The sequence below is a fragment of the Paraburkholderia sp. JHI869 genome (genome assembly GCF_038900775.1).
GTDB lineage: Bacteria > Pseudomonadota > Gammaproteobacteria > Burkholderiales > Burkholderiaceae > Paraburkholderia.
Genome location: NZ_JAYMSC010000008.1, coordinates 266,861 through 285,051, shown reverse-complemented (window position 1 = coordinate 285,051; position 18,191 = coordinate 266,861). Strand labels below are relative to the sequence as shown.

The following is an 18,191-nucleotide window of genomic DNA, read 5'->3' as shown; positions in this document are numbered from 1 at the left end:
TGATACTTTTGCTGCTCCCGACTTCATTCCGGAGAACAAGGTCAGGCCGCCACCGCATCAAGCGCCCACACTTATCGGCTGTAAATTTTTAAAGATCGATCGCGAAAGCGCCGTTAAACCATCGAACCACCCGGCGTTTTCTGCGTTGCTGCGTCAGCAGCAGAGAAACGAGATTATGAAGAATCTTTTTCGCTTCGTCAACTGCTTTTTTTCGCTTACCGCTTAAAAAGCTGTCGACTTCGCCAACCACCGGTTTCCGCGGCGGCCTTCGCTGCACCGACATCAGAGACATCGAACTGCGAAGGGGGCGAATCTTATCGCCTCGATCGCGAGTCCGCAAGCCCTTTCCTATCGACTCAATGAAAAAGAGGCGCGCTGCGCCTCTTCGCACCGAGCGGCATTAGCGCTCATGGCTTCGGGTTGGCCTTCGCCGGCGGCGGGTCGAACAGCGCCTTGCATGGCGGCGAGAGCTCGTCGTAATGCTGCTTCATGCACGCCGCGATCTTCTCCTTGTTCGGAATCGCGCTCGCGCAAAAGTGGAACGCATCGCCGCGGCACGCATGGTCCTGCTCGTCGCGCGATTCGCCGCTGCCCGCAATCGCAAACGCCAGGCCCATCAGTAACGCGCCCGCTTTCATCGTGCGATCGAACGGTTTGGTCATGGCGCTCTCCTCGTGATGAGTCGTCCGACGTGTCCCTGCAAGGGCTGTTCCCGGCACGCCGCTTGCACCGCTACCCTCACGTGCCACGATGAGGCGCTGCTCTCATGCAGCGAGACACTATGAAACCACCGATCATCCGGTTCCTTGCGCTTTGCTCGGCAATCGTCATACCGGGCGTGCCCCTGGCCGCTCGCGCGGACGATAGCGCAAGCCCCTGCGCAGCGCTAAAACGCATCGTCGCGGCTGCACCGCAGCATTTCGCCACATTGAGTCCTGACGACGGACGCGCCGTCGCGCAACCCTATGGCGACGACGCCCAGTGCGCGACGAACGACGCCAGTTACCAGTGCGTGTGGAGCGCACACGAAGCAGGCTCGGGAACGAACGCCCTGGAAGGAGTCGGCGCCGACATAGCCTCGTGCCTGCCCGACGCGACACACGACGTGAACTCACCGGGCCGTCAGCACTTCTACCTCGGGCAGCGCGGCGGCCGCACTGAAATCACGGCGCAGACCGTCGGCTCAACGCGGGTGAAGCTGAGCATTTCGCGTCAATAACCGGACTGACCGCCAATCCGCCATTCAGGTCGCTAAGGATCACGACCCCGCGCCGCCCGCAACCGCACGCCGCCGAGTCCCGCCCGCCGCAGCCTGCGCGGCTCCATGCCGGCGGCCGGTAAGCACGGTCTGCACGATCACCGCCGCGAGCAGGAACGCCCCGCTCGCGAGGTTCTGATAGTAGGGGCTCAGGGTGCCGACCTGATTGATCACGTTATCGATGACACCGAGCAGCAGCACGCCGGCCAGCGGTCCGGCCATCGTTCCCACGCCGCCCGTGAGCAACACGCCGCCGATCACGGCCGCGGCAATCGACTGCAATTCATATCCGGTCCCCGCGCCCGACAACCCCGAGTCCAGATGCGACGCCAGCAGCGCCCCCGAGAGACCGGCGAGCGCGCCGGACAATCCATAGGCGAGTATCTTCACGCGCTCCACGCGCACGCCCAGCATGCGCGCCGCCTCTTCGTTGCCGCCAATCGCGAAGATCGCCGCGCCGAAGCGCGTGTGATTGAGCAGCGCGCCGCCGAGCGCATAAACGATTACCAGCACCCAAATGAGATTGTTGACGCCAAACACCGAGCCATTGGCGATGCGCGCGAAGAACCCCGGATTGGCGATCAGCAGATCCTGGCTAGCGAGCACGAGCGCGAGCCCCTTCAGCCCGAGCAGCGCCGCGAGCGTGACGATGAACGGTGCCATGCGCGCGCGCGCGATCAGCACGCCGTTCACCAGGCCCACGACGAAACCCGCCGCCACCGGCGCGAGCATCGCTGCGCCCCACCCATAGGGCGCAGCATAGGCGGCCAGCACCGTGCCGAGTCCGACCATCGACCCGACGGAAAGATCGAAGCCGCCCAGGATGATGACGATGCTCTGCCCCACGGCGACGAGCCCGAGAAACGCGCCGTTCGAGGCGATGTCGGCGAGGTTCGCGGGGCGCAGGAAGTCGGGAAACACCATGCCCGCCACGAGCGCGACGACCACGAGCATGGCGATCGCCCCGCGCGACTGGACGAGCGCGATCACTTGCGCGCGCCGATTGGCACCGGGTGCGGCGGCGCTTTGTGCGTCCGCCGGTTTAGCCTTTTGCATCGCGTCAGCCTCCCGGGCGTTGCAGATAGAGCGCGACGACGATGAACACCGCCTTGAGAATCTGCGCGTAAGTGAAGCTGATGTTGTTCATGATGAAGCTCGCGTCGAGCACCTGCAGCAGCAGCACGCCGAACACCGCGCCGACGATCGAGATGCGCCCGCCCGAAAGCGGCGTGCCGCCGATGACCGAGGCCGCGATCGCATCGAGTTCGAAGTTCACGCCCACATAGTTGGGATCCGCAGCGCCAAGCCGCGACGACGCGAACACACCGGCGAGTCCGGCAAGCGTGCCGCTCACCGCATAGACGAGAAAGAGCGTGCGCCGCACGGGAATGCCCGCGAGGAACGCGGCGCCGCGGCTCGCGCCCACGAGAATCGCGTAGCGCCCGAAGGTCGTACGCCGCACCACGAACGCCACCACGACCGCGAGCGCAATCGCGATCAGCATGACGATGGGCAGCGGGCCGAGCGCGCCAGCGCCTAGCAGATCGAACGCGGGTGTGTCGGGCAGGTTCACGCGCGAGCCGCCCAGCAGCGCCTGTGCGAGCCCGCGCGCGGCGACCAGCAAGGCGAGGCTCGAGATCAGCGGATCGATGGCGAGCAGCGACACGAGGAGCCCGTTGCACAAGCCGGCTACGGCGCCCACCGCGACCGCGCCAACGAGCGCCGGACCCACGCCATACGGCAGGAACACCGCGATCGATGCGCTAGCGAGGGCCATCACCGATCCCACGGAGAGATCGATGCCGCGCGTCGCGATCGCGAGATTCTGGCCGAGCGCGATCAAGACGATTGGCGCCGCCTCGAACAGCAGGCTGCGCGCCGCAAAGGGATTCGAGAAACCCGGCGTGACGGCGAGATTGAACGCCACGAGCGCGGCGAGCGCGAAGTACACGCTGTGCTCGCGCAGCACGGTGCGCCAGGTCTGCGCGCGCGACGCGGCGCCAGACGCAGGCGCAACGGAGCGGCTCGAGGAATTCGAAGGATTCGAGGGGCTCAAGCTTGCCTCGTTCGATTCAAGGTTGGTCGCCATCGGAGCGGTTGTCGTGGATTGTGGCGGGTTGGGTGCGGCGTTGCTCACGCGGTGCCGCCGCCGTGATCTGCGCCGTTGTCAGCGTTGTTGCCATTGCTGGCACCGGCGCCGGCCAGCACGGCAAGCACGTCGTCGGGGTGCGCGCCCGCGGTTGGCATGCCGCCCTCGGTCGCGCCTTCGTTGAGCACGACGAGGCGGTCAGTGAGCGCAAGCAGTTCCTCCATCTCCGATGAAGTCACTACCACCGCAAGCCCCTCCTGCGCCAGTTCCTGCACGACGCGATGCACCTCGTCCTTCGCGCCGACGTCGATGCCGCGCGTGGGATCGTCGAGCAGCAGCACCGTTGGGCGCGTAGAGAGGCAGCGCGCGATCAGCGCCTTTTGCTGATTGCCGCCCGAGAGCGTCGTGATGAGCGCGCCGGGGCCGGCCGTCTTGATGCCAAGCCGCTCGATCGCCTCGCGCACCACTTGCGCTTCCTTCGCACGCGAGATGAAGCCGAAGCGCGAAATGCGCGGCAGCAGGCTCGCGACGATGTTCTCGCGCACCGAGAGACGCGGAAAAATACCTTCCGCGCGGCGGTCTTCGGAGAGGAAAGCGAGGCCGCGCCCGATCGAGCGCGCCGGGTTTGCATGCGTGAGCGCACGGCCCGCGATATCGACTTCGCCGCCATCGGCCTTCTGCGCGCCAAAGATCGTCTTGAACGTTTCCGTGCGGCCAGAGCCGAGCAGGCCCGCGAGCCCGACGATTTCCTTGCGGGCCACGCGCAGCGATACGTCGCGCACGCGGTTGCCCCATTGCAAATGATCGACAGCCAGCGCTGGCGTGGCGTTCGCGTCGGCATCGGCATCGGCGCTGCCCGAGCGTTCGGCCCACGCGTGCTCGCCCGCGCTTTCGCGGCCCAGCATGGCCGCGATCAATGCCGCGCGCGGCAGCTCCTCGGGCGTGCCCGTGCGCACCACCGCACCGTCGCGCATCACCGTGAAGCGATCGCACAGCCGGTAGCATTCGGAAAGCCGATGACTCACGAAGAGCAGCGCAATGCCCTCGGCACGCAGGCGATCGACGACTTCGAACAGCACGTCTACTTCTGCGCCGCTTAGCGCCGAAGTCGGCTCGTCGAGGATCAGCACGCGCGCGCCCAGCGAAACGCCGCGCGCAATCGCCACCATCTGCTGTGCGCCGAGCCCAAGCGTTCCGAGACGCGCGGCCGGGTCGACGGCGAGCCGGTAGCGCTGCACAATCTCGGCGGCGCGTTCGAGCATGCGCTTTCTGTCGATCAGGATGCCGAAGCGTTTCGGTTCGTGGCACAGGAAGATGTTGTCGGCCACGCTGCGCTCCGGTATCAGGTTGATTTCCTGATACACGGCGCACACGCCCGCGCCCTGCGCCGCGCGCGGACTGTCGAACGCGAGATCCGCGCCGTCGAGCGTGAGCGCGCCCGCATCGGGCTGATGAAACCCGGTGAGGACCTTGATCAGCGTGGACTTGCCCGCCCCGTTCTCGCCCACGAGGCCGTGCACCTCGCCCGCGCGCAGCGTGAGCGAGACGTCACGCAGCGCGCGCACCACGCCGAAGGTCTTCGAAACGCCGTGCGTTTCGAGCACGGCGCGCGGCGTTTTCATGGCGGAATCGGTGCGATTGGCGGGGGCGCTCGTCGTCATCGTGCGCTCGCCGCTCAGTAGACCTTGCCCTGCGCGAGCGACGGCTGCGCGTTGGTCCGGTCGAAGAGCGCGTCGTCCATGATCTGCTTTTGCGGCACCGGCTTGCCCGCGAGATAGTCTTCCAGCGACTTGAAGGCGAGCGGACCGAAGCGCGGGTTCGTCTCCACGTCGGCGGCGACGATGCCGTTCGAGATATCCGTGACGATCTCCTTCGTGCCATCGATCGAGACGATCTTCACGCCGTTGAGCTTGCCAGCCTGGCGCAGCGCCTTGATCGCGCCGACCGTCATCGTGTCGGCGTGGGTGTAGACGGCGTTGACGTCCGGGTGCGCGAGCAGGATCTGCTCCATCACCTTCTGCGCTTCGGTCGTCGACCAGTTCGCGGTTTGCGCCGCGATGATCTTCATGCCGGGATAGGGCTTGAGGCCGTTCGCAAAACCGTCCGTACGCTGGCTTTCCACCGTGTTGCCGTAGCCGCCCTGAATCTCGGCGATGATCGCCTTGCCGCCCGTAGCGTCGGCCAGCGCCTTCGCCGCGCGCTCGCCTTGCTTGTAGAAGTCGGAGCCGAGGAACGTGATGAAGTCGTCGCACACCGTGCCGGCCGTCTGCCGGTCGATCGTCACGACGGGAATGCCCTTCGCGCGCGCCTGGGCGAGCGCCGGTTGCAGGCCGGTGGAGTCGTTCGGCGCAATGATGAGCGCTTCAGCACCCTGGTTGATCATGCTTTCGATATCGGCGACCTGCTTGGCCTGATTGGCGTTCGCGTTCGTATAGAGGAGGCGTTTCACGCCCGCTTCCTTCGCCGCGGCGCGCACCGACGCGGTTTCGGTCGCGCGGAACGGATTCTGTTCATTCTCCGACTGCGAGAAGCCCACCACCATGTCGCTCAGCTTCTTGCCGCCCGGCTTGGGGTTCGTGCAGCTCTCGCTGGAATTCGACTGGACTTTCTGTGCGCTGTTGTCGGACTGCGCGTAAGCGCTCGCGGCGAACGCGCTCGCGAAACAAAGACCGGCGGCAATGAGGGCGGACTGGATTCGTTGATGACGCATGGCTGTCTCCTGTGTCGGCCAGAGCCCATGCCTTCGCACTGACTCCGGTCCGACGCAAAGCGATGAATGACATCGGCAGTGCGGGCCCTGGGCCCGACCGCGGCTTTTTTGTCTTTCTTGATTCATCCGATACGACGCGCGACGCACCGCACCAAATAATTACGGCGATCGCTTCAACTAATATTACCAGTCAATTTTCGGAGATATTAATGAGGGTATTCACGGGGGAGGCGGGGGCGGGCGCGCACACCGAGGTCCGTTCGATGAGCGGCCCGTCGAGCTTCACGGTGCGGTGGCGCACCGGCGCGCCGGCGCTGCGGTTCTGTTCTTCCTGCAGCAGCGTCTCGACGGCCCAGCGCCCAAGCTCGTAGTTGGGCAGCACGACGGTGGTGAGCGGCGGATGGGTGTGGCGCGCGATTTCCTGGTCGTCGTAGCCCATGACCGAGACGTCTTCGGGCACGCGCAGCCCGAGTTGCTTGAGCGCTTCGATCGCGCCGATCGCCGTCAGGTCGTTGGCGCAGAAGATCGCCGTGGGCGGATTCGGCTCGCGCATGAGCGAGAGCGTGAGTTCGAAACCCTTGCCCGAGCTCCAGTCGCCGTCGCGCACGAGGCGTTCGTCGAAGAGCAGGTCGGCGGTCGCGAGCGCCTGGCGATAACCCTTCAGACGGTCTTTCGCGGCGTCCTGCCAGGTTTCGCCGTTGATGAAGCCAATCCGCCGGTGCCCCGCTTCGATCAGGTATTCAGTGGCCGCATGGCCGCCCGCCACTTCGGCCGGCACGACCGAAGAGAGCGCGTGATCGGACACGTAACAGTTGAGCAGCACGGCCGGCACCTTCAGCAGCGCGGGCGGCACCGTAACTTTGCGCGTGTACACAGTCGCGTAGATCACGCCGAGCACGTTCGGCATGGCGAGCGTTTGCAGCACCTGCTGCTCCATCTGCGCGTTGCCGTGCGTCGAGAACACCGCGAGCAGGCAGCCGTTGTTCCAGGCGGCGTCGCGCGCGCCGTCGATGCTCACGACCGGGTGCGGGCTCGTCGAAACTTCGTCGGCGAGATAGACGATGAGATTGCGCTCGCCTGCCGGCGCGGGCGTCTGCACCGCGCGGATCGGCAACTGGTAGCCAAGCGACTGCGCGACTTCGTGCACTTTCAGGCGCGTCGCTTCGGAAAGCTTGGCGCCCACCGCGCCGTTGAGCACGAGAGACACCGTGGATTGCGACACGCCCGCGGCCTTCGCGATGTCGGTCATGGTCGGGCGGCGTTGCGTCGATTTTTTCATCGGGTGTGAGGAGGACTGCGAGAGGGCTGCGCGGCGCGGCGGCGCGCGCTCGGAGCCGCGCTGTTGGCCCGAAGCGTAGCACTAATAATTTGGACCATCAATTGGAGTATGTCACCATTTTTTGGCGCCATCATCAGCGATTTCAACGCCTATATTATCTTTTATTAGTAATAATTCGATTCACTGGAGAACGCTCATTTGACTGATCGACCGACACCCTCGCCGTACCCAGCGATCGCCTTCGACGCCGCGGCGCTCGACGACGGCCAGCTCGTCACGCTCGCCCATGGCGATGCGCGCGTGCTCGTCGCGCCGCACGTGGGCGGCTCGATCGCCGCGTTCTACGACGCTGCGGGCAAGACCTCAGCCTCACACTGGCTGCGCCCCGCCACGCGTGACGCCATCGACGCGCGCGACCCGCTCGGCATGGCGAGCTTTCCGCTGATGCCGTATTGCAACCGCATTCGCGACGGGCGATTCCGCTTCGAAGGCGAGATGATCGATTTGCCGAGCGGCACGGGCGCGCTGCGCCACGCGCTGCATGGTCACGCATGGCGGCGCCCCTGGACGGTCGAGGCGCAAACGGCCGATACGCTCACGCTGCATTTCCTGCACGAGCCTCATGAAACACATGAGTCCCAAGGCTCGCGCGGCAGCGACGCCCGGACCGGCTGGCCGTTTCGCTATGAAGCGCGCCAGCACCTCACGCTCGACGCCAGCGGCCTCACCGTGCGCCTGTGGGCCCGCAACCTGGCCGCGCGGCCCATGCCGTTCGGTCTCGGCCATCACCCGTACTATCCGCGTCCGCCCGGCACGCGCATTGCCGCGCGCGTGCGCGCCATGTGGGAAATCGACACGGAAGTCCTGCCGGTTTCGCTCAGCGCCCACCCGGCTGTCGACGCCCTGCAGGCCGGCCTGATCGTCGATGACTTCGATCTCGACAACAACTTCTCCGGCTGGCGCCGCGAGGCGGTCATCGAATGGCCGCACGAAGGCCGGCGTCTCGCGCTGCGCGCGAGCACCCCGCTCGACTTCTTCGTGGTCTTCTGCCCGCCCGGCCTGCCGTACTTCTGCGCGGAACCCGTCAGCAATACGACCGACTGGCTCAACCTGCGTCACGAGGGAACCGTGAAGCGTATCGACGTGGGCGGCACCGTGCTCGCGCCCGGCGAAGCGCTCGAAGCCCAACTTGCCTGGCAACCCGAGCGGTCCTGAAGCAGCTAGCCGTCCTCACATGCCCGCGCCATTTCGGACGCCCGCCAACGGCGCGCCGTAGCCGCCCGCCTCGGCGTTGTTCGGGTGGCCGTTCGCGAGTTGCCCACGCGGATCGGTCGGACCAACCGGCATCTCGCCAGCCTGGCGGTTGCCGTGGGTCGGGTATTCGCTGCCGGGCTGGGCACCCGGCATGAGCGCGAGGCTGTTTTCCGGCGCGCGCAAGTTGTCGCTCGGCGCGAGCTGGGCAAAAGCCGGGCTGGACGCGCCTGCCAGCATCGCGCCTGCCAGCATCGCGCTTGCCATGAGCCACGGCATGGCCGCGTGGGCAAAGAAAGGCTTCATCTGGAACTCCTTGTCGCGCAACGCGACACGCTTGCAGCACGCGCATACTCGCCGTGCTGCTTTCAGGCTAGCAGACACCCGCCTGCCTCGCCCAAAGAGGATCTCCAGAAAACGCCACGCAGCGGTTACTATTCAAGGTTGTAAGGCAAACCAAAAAAAAGCGGCTCGCCACAGCGAGCCGATACAACGACAACCTCGGTCGACAGGAGACAAAACCATGGACCAGCCACGTGCCGTCGACGTCCAAACCTTCATCAACGAACATCCGTTTTCGCCGTTCCAGTGGCTCATCTTCGCGATGTGCTTCGTCATCGTCCTGCTTGACGGTTTCGACACGGCCGCGATCGGCTTCATCGCGCCCTCGCTGCTCGGCGAATGGGGCATCCCCAAGCCCGCACTCGCACCCGTGCTGAGCGCGGCGCTCTTCGGCCTCGCCTGCGGCGCACTCGTATCAGGGCCACTGTCTGATCGCATCGGGCGACGCTCAATGCTGGTCGGCTCGGTGCTGCTGTTCGGCGTGACCTGCCTCGTTTCGGCGTTCTCCACGAGCATTGGCGAACTGACGTGGCTGCGCTTCATTACGGGGGTCGGCCTCGGCGCCGCCATGCCGAATGCGGTCACAATGATGGGCGAGTACTGCCCCGACCGGAACCGCGCCACCGTGATCAATCTGATGTTCTGCGGCTTTCCGCTCGGCGCGGCCTGCGGAGGCTTTCTCGCGGCGTGGATGATTCCGCACTTCGGCTGGCGCAGCGTGCTCATGCTTGGCGGCATCACGCCGCTCGTGCTCGCCGTGCCGCTCTTCCTGCGTATGCCGGAATCGGTGCGTTACATGGTGGCGAATCAAAAGCCTGTCGAGCGTATTCGCGCCGCGCTCGCCCGCATTTCGCCCGACGCCGCCAAAGCGCAGGTGTTCACGATGACTGAGCACGCCCCGCAGACGGAAAGCAAGGGCCTCGGCGTCGTGCTTTCGCCGATGTACCTCGTCGGCTCGGTCATGCTGTGGGTCGCGTACTTCATGGGGCTCGTGATCTTTTACGCGTCGATCAACTGGATGCCGCTGCTGCTCAAGGACTCCGGCCTCACGGCCTCGAGCGCCACGCTGATCTCGGCGCTCTTCCCGCTCGGCGGCGTGGGCGCGGTGCTGAGCGGCATGCTGATGGACCGCTTCAACGCGAACCGGATCATCGCCGCGTGCTACGTGCTCACCGCGCTTTCGGTATGGCTCATCGGCCAGGCGGCGGGCAATGTGGCGCTGCTCGTGCTCGTGGTGTTCGTGGCCGGCGTCCTGATGAACACGGCGCAATCGTCGATGCCCGCGCTCGCCGCGGCGTTCTATCCCACCCAGGGCCGTGGCACCGGCGTGGCCTGGATGCTCGGCATCGGACGCTTCGGCGGCATCGCGGGCTCGTTCCTCGTGGCCGAACTGGCCCGCCGGCACTTCACGTTTGCCGGCATCTTCGCGACGGTGGCCGTCGCCGGTCTCATTGCCGGCGCGGCGCTGCTCATCAAGCAGGCTGCGCGTCCGCAGGCGAGCGGCTCGTCGGCGGCAAAGACGGAGTCGTTCGGGCACTGAGGCCCGCGCGACTTGTGCGTTGCGGCACGTTGCGCGGAGGAGTTAGCCGCCGAGCGCGCCGAGATTGAGCGTGTGCGAATGGCCGATCCACACGGCAGCGTCGCGATGGTCGCGCAGGGCATCGGTGGTGTTCGGATGGATGAACACGTCGAGTGCGCCGTGATTGAGCGTGAGCCATTCGACGACCGTCGTGAAGCGCTCGCGCGAAATGGCGAGTTGATACGACCACATTGGATGCGGCCCAACCGGGCGCTCGTGAAAGCGCCCGATCTGCACGATCTCGCCGAAGCGGGCTTCGATCGCCTCGCGCAAGGTCCATGCGGCGTCGCGCGTGGCCGCGTCGAAATAGACGTGCGCGTGCCAGCTCGTGATATCGGCGGGATCGAGGTAGTTCATGGCGGGACGGGACTGCGGTGAAGGTTCGAACCGCCATTGTCCATCGAATGCTCGCGCGGCGCAGGCGAGCGCACAACGCGACGTTTCAATGCGCGCCGTTCGAATACGTGTCGCCCACCATCAGCCGTACGATCTCGTCGCCGTCGGTTTCGGCCACGCGCCGCTCGCCCGCCACTTCGCCGCGCCGCAGCACGACGATGCGCTCGGCCACCGCGAAAATATCGTGCAGATTGTGCGAGATGAGAATCACGGCCACGCCCTGCGCCTTGAGTCCGCGGATCAACTCCATCACCTTGCGCTGCTCGGGCACGCCGAGCGCCGCGGTCGGCTCGTCCATGATCAGCACGCGCGCATTCCAGTAGATTGCGCGGCCTATCGCGATGGCCTGGCGCTGGCCGCCCGAGAGCATTTTCACGGGGCCCGTGAGCTTGCGCGGCGGAATCACGATATCGAGCCGCTCGAGCACTTCGCGCGCCACCCGCGCCATATGCGGCCGGTCGATCACCTGGAAACCGAGTAGGCGTCGCACCGGCTCGCGGCCGAGAAAGATGTTGCTGCCCACGTCGAGATTGTCGGCGAGCGCGAGATCCTGATAGATCGTTTCGATGCCCTGCGAGCGCGCGTCCTGTGGATCGCGCAGTTGCAGCGGACGCCCTTCGAAGTGCAGATCGCCCGCGTCGGCCCGATAGACGCCCGAAAGAATCTTGATGAGCGTGGACTTGCCCGCGCCGTTGTCGCCCGCGAGCGCAAGGACTTCGCCGGGCATGACCCGCAACGAAACGCGCTTGAGCGCCTCCACGCCGCCAAAGCGGATCGAGACGTCACGCGCCTCCAGAATCGGCGTGGCGCTTGCACCACTCATTGCGCGCCTCCGAGCCGATCCTTGTACTGGTCGATCAGCACTGAAAGAATGATGACGATGCCGACCACGATGAATTGCCAGAACGCGTTGACGTCGATGAACACGAGCCCGAATTCGATCACGGCGATGATGAGCGCTCCGATCAGCGTGCCGATGACGTTGCCGGTGCCGCCAAAGAGACTCGCGCCGCCGATCACGACGGCAGCGATCGAATCGAGCAGCATGGGCTCGCCCGCATTGGCGGCACCCGCCGCGAAACGCGCCGTGTAGACGATGCCGCCGACCGCCGCGAAAGCCGCTGCAATCAGATAGATCGCGAACAGATGACGGCGCACGTTGATGCCCGCGCGCACCGCCGACTGCGGATTGCCGCCTATCGCGTAGGTGTACTGGCCGAAGCGCGTTTGCGAGAGCACGAAGTGCATGACGACGAGCAGCACGGCCGTGAGGATCACGGGCGTCCAGCCGCTGCCGAGCCACGCGAGCCCAGGGTTGTTGACGGAGACGGTCATGCCGCTGCCCGCTGCGAGAAAGCCCACGCCGCGCGCGACGCCATACATGCCGAGCGTGCCGATGAACGCGGGCACGCTCAGGCGCGCGATCAATACACCGTTCACGAAGCCCGGAATCAGGCACACGAGAACCGTGAGAGGGATCGACATCAGCAAAATCCACGGCGATTCGCCGCCGGGAATCGTGAACTGCGCGACGCACACCGCCGCGAGCCCCATCACGAAGCCCACCGAAAGATCGATGCCCGCGGTGATGATCACGAAGGTCTGGCCGATGGCGAGCAGGAGCGGCGCACTCGCGGCAAGCCCGATCGACTGCAGGTTGTACGCGTTGAACACGAACGACCGGTGCGCCGAGATGCGCGCCCACGCCTCGAAAAAGACGAGCAGCGTGCCGAGAAAGAGCCACGGCCAGACCTTGCTGACGAGCGCGAGCCTGTCGAGTCGTTTGTCGTTCATGTGGCTCTGTTCGCGTGGCTTAGTTCGAATAGATGTATTGCTTCATCTCCGGCTTGTCGATGTTCGACTTGTCCAGCACCACGAAGCCCGTGCCCTTGTAGGTGGGGATCTTCTTGCCGTGGATGGCGTCGGCGGCGAACTTCACGGCGTCATAGCCCATCTCGTCGGGAAGCTGCGCAATGGCGATATCGACGAGACCGCTTCTGATCTGTTCGTCGATGCCCGGCACGGCGTCGAACACGACGACCTTCACCGCGCCCTGCTTGCCCGCGTTCTTTACGCCCTGCGCCGCGCCCGCGCCCGAGAACGTGTTGGCGCCGAACACGCCCGCGAGATCGGGATTGCGCGCGAGCACCGCCGCGACGTGCGAGGCGGCGCGATTGGCGTCGTCCTCGTTGTATTGCGTTTCAAGCACCTTGATGTTGGGGTGCTTCTTCATCTCTTCCATGAAGCCTTGCGCGCGCGCATCGGTGCTGGAGATGCCCGGCTTGTTGTTCTCGCAATAGACGGTGCCCTTGTCGCCAATCGCCTTGGCGAGCGAGCGCGCCGCCACGCGGCCGCCTTCCAGGTTGTCCGAAGCGATATAGGAGAGCGGGAAATCGGCGTCGCCCTTGCCGGTTTGATAGCGACCGTCGCCGATATAGGTATCGACGGTGATGACCTTGATGCCGGCGTCGGCGGCTTCCTTGAGCGGGCCGATGAGCTGCTGTTTGTCGACCGGTGAGACAAGCAGGACGTCGGGACGCTTGGCGATGAATGCCTTGAGAATCGGCACCTGCTCCGTGGTGTTCCAGGCCTTCGGCACCTGGAACAGCAACTGGATGTTGTCTTCCTTCGCTGCGCGCTCGGCGCCGCGATGCATCGTGAAGTAGAAGGGATCGGTGACGCCGGGCAGCAGCGCGACGACGGGATGCGCCGCATCCGCATGCGCCACGCCAGGCAGCGTGCCGGCGGCGATCGTGGAAAGAGCCATCAGACAGCCAAGAGCGATGCGCAACATGTTTGTCTTCCTCCAGGTGAGTCCGACGCACGGCGCCCAATCTTCCCGAGGCGACCACGCCCGGCAGCAGTGGGTCAGTATACTGACGCGCTCTGCTGCGGGGCCTGGTGTTTTCCTGCACTTTTTGCGCTGTTTATGCGCTTCGGATGCAGACATCCCGATTGGTGGGATGACTGACTATTTTCATTGCAGGAACAACCGATACGCCGGGTTCTGCGTCTCTTCCCAGTGCGGATAACCGAGCGTCGCGAGGAATCGGCGGAATTCTGCGTCTTCCGCTGCGGGCACCTGGATGCCCACCAGAATCGAGCTGTAGTCGGCGCCCTGGTTGCGGTAGTGGAAGAGGCTGATATTCCAGTTCGGCGCCATCGACGAGAGAAAGCGCATGAGCGCGCCCGGCCGCTCGGGGAATTCGAAGCGGAACAGACGTTCGTCGTGCGCGAGCGGCGAGCGCCCACCCACCATGTAGCGGATGTGCTGCTTCGAAAGCTCGTCGCCGGTGAGATCGACGCTCGGGAAGCCGTGATCGACGAAGGTCTTCGCGATCTGCTGCGACTCGCCGCGGTTGCGGATCTGCACGCCCACGAAGATGTGCGCGCGCTCGGCGTCGTCGATACGGTAGTTGAACTCGGTCACGCTGCGCGTGCCGACCAGCTCGCAGAAGCGCTTGAAGCTGCCGCGCTCCTCGGGGATCGTCACCGCGAACACGGCTTCGCGCGCTTCACCGACCTCGGCACGCTCGGCCACGAAGCGCATGCGGTCGAAATTCATGTTCGCGCCCGAGGTGATCGCGACGAGCGTTTGCCCTTCGATGCCCTCGCGCTCCGCGTACTGCTTCGCGCCCGCCACGGCCAGTGCGCCGGCGGGTTCGAGCACGCTGCGCGTGTCCTGGAACACGTCCTTGATCGCGGCGCACAGGGCGTCGGTGTCCACGGTCAGGACTTCATCGAGATACTGCTGGCACAGGCGGAAGGTTTCCTCGCCCACGAGCTTGACTGCCGTGCCGTCCGAGAACAGGCCGACCTCGGTGAGTTCCACGCGCTTGCCCGCCTTGATCGACTGCGCCATCGCGCAGGAGTCGTCGGTCTGCACGCCGATCACCTTGATCTCGGGGCGCACGGCCTTGACGTAGGCCGCCACGCCCGCAGCCAGCCCGCCGCCGCCGATCGGCACGAAGATCGCGTGAATCGGGGCCTGATGCTGGCTGAGCACTTCCATCGCCACGGTGCCCTGGCCGGCGATCACGAAGGGATCGTCGAACGGATGCACGAAGGTCAGGCCGCGCTCTTCCTGCAGGCGCACGGCGTGGGCATAGGCATCGCTATACGACTCGCCCGCCTGCACGACCTCGACGGTCGCGCCGCCGTGGGCGCGCACGGCATCGACCTTGACCTGCGGCGTGGTGACGGGCACGCAGATCACGGCCTTCACGCCGAGCTTCGCCGCCGAAAGCGCCACACCCTGCGCGTGATTGCCCGCCGACGCGGTGATCACGCCGCGCTCGAGTTGCGCGGGCGTGAGGTGCGCCATCTTGTTGTAGGCGCCACGCAGCTTGAATGAGAACACCGGCTGGTTGTCCTCACGCTTGAGGAACACGGCGTTGCGCAGACGCGCCGAGAGATTCGGGGCGCGTTCGAGTTCGGTCTCGCGGGCGACGTCATACACCCGCGCCGTGAGAATCTTTCGGAGATAGTCGTTTTCGTCGCGTCGCGGCTGAGCGGGATCAGTGGCTTCGGCGACTTCGGTGGCTTCGGCTGCGGGACGACTTTGATGCAACTGCATGGCGGCTCCTGTACTCACTTTCGTTTTGGCCAGGAGGCGGAAACAAAAAACCCGCCTCTTGGGGCGGGTTGTTGTCACTGCTGCCAGACGTACGCTAACCCACCATTCGTTGAATGGTGCGAATAATCAGCGCAATCGTGAAAAGGCGGCAGTTCATCTTGCTAAGAATGACCTGGGGGACGGGCGTTGTCAATTGCTCACAACCTGGTTATTCGTAACGCACTACAAATTACGTTTTATTTGCTACGTTTTTCGATTAAGCCGGGCGTCTCCATGGCGAGAGAGGCAAAAAACACGAATTACGCCTCCTCCGGCTAACATGTTTCGTGAAACATTCTAGGAAATCCCGCCTAGTTCGTTGATTTTAAATGATTATCTCTATTCTTGCATTCTTTCGCGTCTGTTTCACGGATTCGACCCCGGTCGCATTTCATGCATGGGGCGCATGGTCGGCACAACAAAAAAGGGCGTCTGACGACGCCCTCCCCTGCTACTGTTGGCCGATGCGCGCGACGCTCAGGTCGCCTCAGACGTGTCCATTTCCGAGGCCCACTGCTCGATGACGGCCTTCACGCGCTCCGCCAGGCGCTGCTGATCGGCGGGCGCGATGCCCTTAAGGCTCAACTCTGCGCGCCCGTCGCCGAACAGCTTCAGTTCGCCCAGCGCGACACCGTCCGGTCGATTGAACTGGACGCGCGACTGGTAATGCGTGCGGCGCGGTCCCACGCTGCGCGCACCCGCTTCCGCCGAAGCCGCCGCCTCGAGTTTGCGCACACTCGCCTTCCCTTCGACCACCTGCTGAAGCCAATGCTCGGCAACCGTGGCGCCCGCGCGATCGAAGATCAGCTTGATGTTGTAGGCGTGTCCGAGCCCGACATCCTTGCGATTCTGTGCCATCCGCTGCAGCAGATAAGGCGGCAGCGACGTAAGGGCGATCACTTTGCTGATGTGCTTCGGATCTTCGCCCACGGCCACCCCCAACTCGACCTGGTCGACGTAGACACGATCGTCGAGTAGCTTCTTCCACGCGAGCGCATCGTCGAATACTGTCTGCTCTTCGCGCTCCTTGTTGGCGTGATAGGCGCGCAGGTACAGGTTCTGGTTGTCGAGCCCCTCGCGGACATCGGCATCGATGAACTTGTCGCCGCGCGAACGCGCAGCACGAATACGCCGCTCGCCGTCGACGATCACATATTGGCCGGGAAACGCCGCGAGTTTCGTGACCAGGATTGGCGTGATCTGCCCTTGCGTCGCAAAGCTCTCGGCCAGTTCGTCGATCGTCTCGGCGCTGTAAAACGCGCGCGGGTTATACGGATTGGAGACGACGTCCTCGACCGAGATCTTCCGAACCGCATGCATCGAAAGCGGTGCCTCGATGACTTCGGCAGGCTGGACAACCGGAGCTTCCGCGGTGTTTGGTGCGACCGCGTCACGCTGCGCGATATTGACGACATCGGCTTCGGCGAGACGCTCGCCAGCCGAAACGCGCTCGGCAGCCATGCCTGCGCGAACCTTGCTGGTGAAATTCAGCTTAGCGGCCATCGACGACCTCCTCTTCTTCTTCCTGAATCAGCGCAATGATCTCGTTGTAGACGGCGCTGATTTCATCCTTCGCGACTTTGGTCCCGCGCACGCCGCGCACATCGAAGACGGTGCGGCCAAGCGCTGCCGTCTGCCGATACAGTTCTCGTTGCTTGATCGTTGCCGAGAACACATGGACGTTGCTTTCGGCGAGGATGGCGCTCATCTGCGTATGCAACAGCGTCTTCGAATTAGATTTATTCAGCAAAATCGCGAATTTTCCGGCTGGATTGGCGACCCGGGTGCGCTCGACCAACTCCATCATCCCTTCGCTACTCCAGATGTCGATCGGCGACGCATCCGTCGGAATGACCGTTGCATCGGCTACGGCAAGAACGCGCGCGGTAGTGAGGTCGTTGATATTAGGCGGGCAGTCGACGATGACGACGTCGTAGTCGTTCGCCAACGCTGCGATTTCCGGCCCAATCATCTTCTCCAGCTTGTGAATGCTGCCGACGCGGAACGGCAAGGGCGTTTCGGGACCGGCCGCTGCACACCAACTCATGCAAGATTGCTGGCCGTCTGCATCTGCAACATAGACCTTATAGCCTTCAGCCTGAAATGCCCCGGCCAGATTCATGCTGGTGGTGGTTTTGCCAACCCCACCTTTTTGGTTCGCTACGGCTATCACGAGACCCATTCGTTTCTCCATGTAATTGTTCAACGGCGGACAAGCCTCCCGGGCACTCTCTCCACGTGGAGACTTCAGCAAGTCACTCGGGAGTCTAACGGCAACTTAAAGTAAATTCTAGGATTTCCGCCTCAGACGTTGCCAGTTCACAACCAATTGGCCAAACGGATAAGGATCTCAGGCTGCACGATGAATTGGCGAGTGGGCGGGCGAGCTGAATCATGATGTTTCAACGGCGGCAGAAGTCGATCTCCACGTGGAGATCGCAGGATGTCATCGAATGGGCGGAGGCCGTCGTCTCACACCTCGGCGAATCGGAACATCTTTGCATAGCCGTGTAATGCAAGCGTGACGGTACGTAGATGATTCGAGATTTGCGACAGTGCTGAAGAAAACTTTCGGCGATTGGGCGACTGAGGGTTGCCGCGTAAATCTCCACGTGGAGAGTGTCGCCGCCCTGTTCTCAGCCAGGAAGGGTGCTACGAGCGTGGGACGAAGT

Annotated in this window: 18 protein-coding genes; 4 read left to right on the top strand and 14 right to left on the bottom strand. The window is 64.4% G+C overall.

Going from position 1 to position 18,191, the window contains the following annotated elements:
- Positions 1–226, top strand: a 226-nt coding sequence (locus VSR72_RS16920; protein ID WP_342953476.1) for a hypothetical protein, incomplete at its 5' end; no start/stop codon positions are given.
- Between the two features lie 181 nt (positions 227–407).
- Here the strand turns inward: VSR72_RS16920 and VSR72_RS16915 are convergent.
- A complete protein-coding gene (locus tag VSR72_RS16915) occupies positions 408–638 on the bottom strand; it encodes a hypothetical protein (RefSeq protein ID WP_342953496.1) in 231 nt (76 codons plus the stop codon).
- A gap of 143 nt (positions 639–781) precedes the next feature.
- On the opposite strand from VSR72_RS16915, the gene VSR72_RS16910 reads away from it, so the two are divergent.
- Entirely contained in the window at positions 782–1,219 is a 438-nt protein-coding gene (locus tag VSR72_RS16910) for a hypothetical protein (protein ID WP_342953475.1), read from the top strand.
- A 39-nt stretch (positions 1,220–1,258) separates the two neighbouring features.
- Here the strand turns inward: VSR72_RS16910 and VSR72_RS16905 are convergent, their stop codons facing one another.
- The 5 genes from VSR72_RS16905 to VSR72_RS16885 all read right to left on the bottom strand — a co-directional run bounded on the left by VSR72_RS16905 (position 1,259) and on the right by VSR72_RS16885 (position 7,336).
- Positions 1,259–2,314 (bottom strand): ABC transporter permease, encoded by a 1,056-nt coding sequence (locus tag VSR72_RS16905; RefSeq protein WP_342953474.1) that lies wholly within the window; start codon positions 2,312–2,314, stop codon positions 1,259–1,261.
- 4 nt (positions 2,315–2,318) lie between these two features.
- Positions 2,319–3,347 carry an ABC transporter permease gene (locus VSR72_RS16900; RefSeq protein ID WP_342953473.1) on the bottom strand — a complete coding sequence of 343 codons (1,029 nt, stop codon included), beginning with the start codon at positions 3,345–3,347 and terminating at the stop codon, positions 2,319–2,321.
- 44 nt (positions 3,348–3,391) lie between these two features.
- Positions 3,392–5,008, bottom strand: a complete 1,617-nt coding sequence (locus tag VSR72_RS16895) for a sugar ABC transporter ATP-binding protein (RefSeq protein ID WP_342953472.1) — start codon at positions 5,006–5,008, stop codon at positions 3,392–3,394.
- Positions 5,009–5,022: 14 nt separating this feature from the next.
- Positions 5,023–6,057, bottom strand: coding sequence for an ABC transporter substrate-binding protein (locus VSR72_RS16890; protein ID WP_342953471.1), 1,035 nt, complete (start codon positions 6,055–6,057; stop codon positions 5,023–5,025).
- Between the two features lie 190 nt (positions 6,058–6,247).
- Positions 6,248–7,336: a LacI family DNA-binding transcriptional regulator gene (locus VSR72_RS16885; protein WP_342953470.1), complete on the bottom strand. Its 1,089-nt coding sequence runs from the start codon at positions 7,334–7,336 to the stop codon at positions 6,248–6,250.
- 198 nt (positions 7,337–7,534) lie between these two features.
- Between VSR72_RS16885 and VSR72_RS16880 the strand changes: the two genes are divergently transcribed.
- Positions 7,535–8,551, top strand: a complete 1,017-nt coding sequence (locus tag VSR72_RS16880; RefSeq protein WP_342953469.1) for an aldose 1-epimerase — start codon at positions 7,535–7,537, stop codon at positions 8,549–8,551.
- Positions 8,552–8,566: 15 nt separating this feature from the next.
- Here VSR72_RS16880 and VSR72_RS16875 read toward each other — a convergent pair whose 3' ends face one another.
- A complete protein-coding gene (locus VSR72_RS16875; RefSeq protein ID WP_342953495.1) occupies positions 8,567–8,827 on the bottom strand; it encodes a hypothetical protein in 261 nt (86 codons plus the stop codon).
- Positions 8,828–9,110: 283 nt separating this feature from the next.
- Between VSR72_RS16875 and VSR72_RS16870 the strand changes: the two genes are divergently transcribed.
- Positions 9,111–10,469 (top strand): MFS transporter, encoded by a 1,359-nt coding sequence (locus VSR72_RS16870; protein ID WP_342953468.1) that lies wholly within the window; start codon positions 9,111–9,113, stop codon positions 10,467–10,469.
- Between the two features lie 42 nt (positions 10,470–10,511).
- Here VSR72_RS16870 and VSR72_RS16865 read toward each other — a convergent pair whose 3' ends face one another.
- The 7 genes from VSR72_RS16865 to parA all read right to left on the bottom strand — a co-directional run bounded on the left by VSR72_RS16865 (position 10,512) and on the right by parA (position 17,701).
- A complete protein-coding gene (locus VSR72_RS16865) occupies positions 10,512–10,865 on the bottom strand; it encodes a DOPA 4,5-dioxygenase family protein (protein WP_342953467.1) in 354 nt (117 codons plus the stop codon).
- An 85-nt stretch (positions 10,866–10,950) separates the two neighbouring features.
- Positions 10,951–11,727 (bottom strand): ATP-binding cassette domain-containing protein, encoded by a 777-nt coding sequence (locus tag VSR72_RS16860; RefSeq protein WP_342953466.1) that lies wholly within the window; start codon positions 11,725–11,727, stop codon positions 10,951–10,953.
- On the bottom strand, positions 11,724–12,698 hold the full coding sequence (locus VSR72_RS16855) for a ribose ABC transporter (RefSeq protein ID WP_342953465.1): 975 nt from the start codon (positions 12,696–12,698) through the stop codon (positions 11,724–11,726). Before VSR72_RS16855 ends, VSR72_RS16860 begins: the two co-directional genes overlap by 4 nt.
- Positions 12,699–12,717: 19 nt before the next feature.
- Positions 12,718–13,698, bottom strand: a complete 981-nt coding sequence (locus VSR72_RS16850; RefSeq protein WP_342953464.1) for an ABC transporter substrate-binding protein — start codon at positions 13,696–13,698, stop codon at positions 12,718–12,720.
- A gap of 183 nt (positions 13,699–13,881) precedes the next feature.
- Complete coding sequence (gene ilvA / locus VSR72_RS16845) at positions 13,882–15,480, bottom strand: threonine ammonia-lyase, biosynthetic (protein ID WP_342953463.1); 1,599 nt, start codon at positions 15,478–15,480, stop codon at positions 13,882–13,884.
- 516 nt (positions 15,481–15,996) lie between these two features.
- On the bottom strand, positions 15,997–17,022 hold the full coding sequence (locus VSR72_RS16840; protein WP_342953462.1) for a ParB/RepB/Spo0J family partition protein: 1,026 nt from the start codon (positions 17,020–17,022) through the stop codon (positions 15,997–15,999).
- The gene (parA, locus tag VSR72_RS16835; RefSeq protein WP_342953461.1) at positions 17,012–17,701 is read right to left on the bottom strand and encodes a ParA family partition ATPase; all 690 of its coding nucleotides are present in this window, start codon (positions 17,699–17,701) and stop codon (positions 17,012–17,014) included. Before parA ends, VSR72_RS16840 begins: the two co-directional genes overlap by 11 nt.
- Positions 17,702–18,191: the final 490 nt, after the last annotated feature.

Bases quoted from the DNA above. Each gene is read 5' to 3' on its own strand.
- VSR72_RS16915 (WP_342953496.1), bottom strand. From the start codon at position 638: ATGAAAGCGGGCGCGTTACTGATGGGCCTGGCGTTTGCGATTGCGGGC.
- VSR72_RS16910 (WP_342953475.1), top strand. From the start codon at position 782: ATGAAACCACCGATCATCCGGTTCCTTGCGCTTTGCTCGGCAATCGTC.
- VSR72_RS16905 (WP_342953474.1), bottom strand. From the start codon at position 2,314: ATGCAAAAGGCTAAACCGGCGGACGCACAAAGCGCCGCCGCACCCGGT.
- VSR72_RS16900 (WP_342953473.1), bottom strand. From the start codon at position 3,347: ATGGCGACCAACCTTGAATCGAACGAGGCAAGCTTGAGCCCCTCGAAT.
- VSR72_RS16895 (WP_342953472.1), bottom strand. From the start codon at position 5,008: ATGACGACGAGCGCCCCCGCCAATCGCACCGATTCCGCCATGAAAACG.
- VSR72_RS16890 (WP_342953471.1), bottom strand. From the start codon at position 6,057: ATGCGTCATCAACGAATCCAGTCCGCCCTCATTGCCGCCGGTCTTTGT.
- VSR72_RS16885 (WP_342953470.1), bottom strand. From the start codon at position 7,336: ATGAAAAAATCGACGCAACGCCGCCCGACCATGACCGACATCGCGAAG.
- VSR72_RS16875 (WP_342953495.1), bottom strand. From the start codon at position 8,827: ATGCTGGCAGGCGCGTCCAGCCCGGCTTTTGCCCAGCTCGCGCCGAGC.
- VSR72_RS16870 (WP_342953468.1), top strand. From the start codon at position 9,111: ATGGACCAGCCACGTGCCGTCGACGTCCAAACCTTCATCAACGAACAT.
- VSR72_RS16865 (WP_342953467.1), bottom strand. From the start codon at position 10,865: ATGAACTACCTCGATCCCGCCGATATCACGAGCTGGCACGCGCACGTC.
- VSR72_RS16860 (WP_342953466.1), bottom strand. From the start codon at position 11,727: ATGAGTGGTGCAAGCGCCACGCCGATTCTGGAGGCGCGTGACGTCTCG.
- VSR72_RS16855 (WP_342953465.1), bottom strand. From the start codon at position 12,698: ATGAACGACAAACGACTCGACAGGCTCGCGCTCGTCAGCAAGGTCTGG.
- VSR72_RS16850 (WP_342953464.1), bottom strand. From the start codon at position 13,698: ATGTTGCGCATCGCTCTTGGCTGTCTGATGGCTCTTTCCACGATCGCC.
- ilvA (WP_342953463.1), bottom strand. From the start codon at position 15,480: ATGCAGTTGCATCAAAGTCGTCCCGCAGCCGAAGCCACCGAAGTCGCC.
- VSR72_RS16840 (WP_342953462.1), bottom strand. From the start codon at position 17,022: ATGGCCGCTAAGCTGAATTTCACCAGCAAGGTTCGCGCAGGCATGGCT.
- parA (WP_342953461.1), bottom strand. From the start codon at position 17,701: ATGGGTCTCGTGATAGCCGTAGCGAACCAAAAAGGTGGGGTTGGCAAA.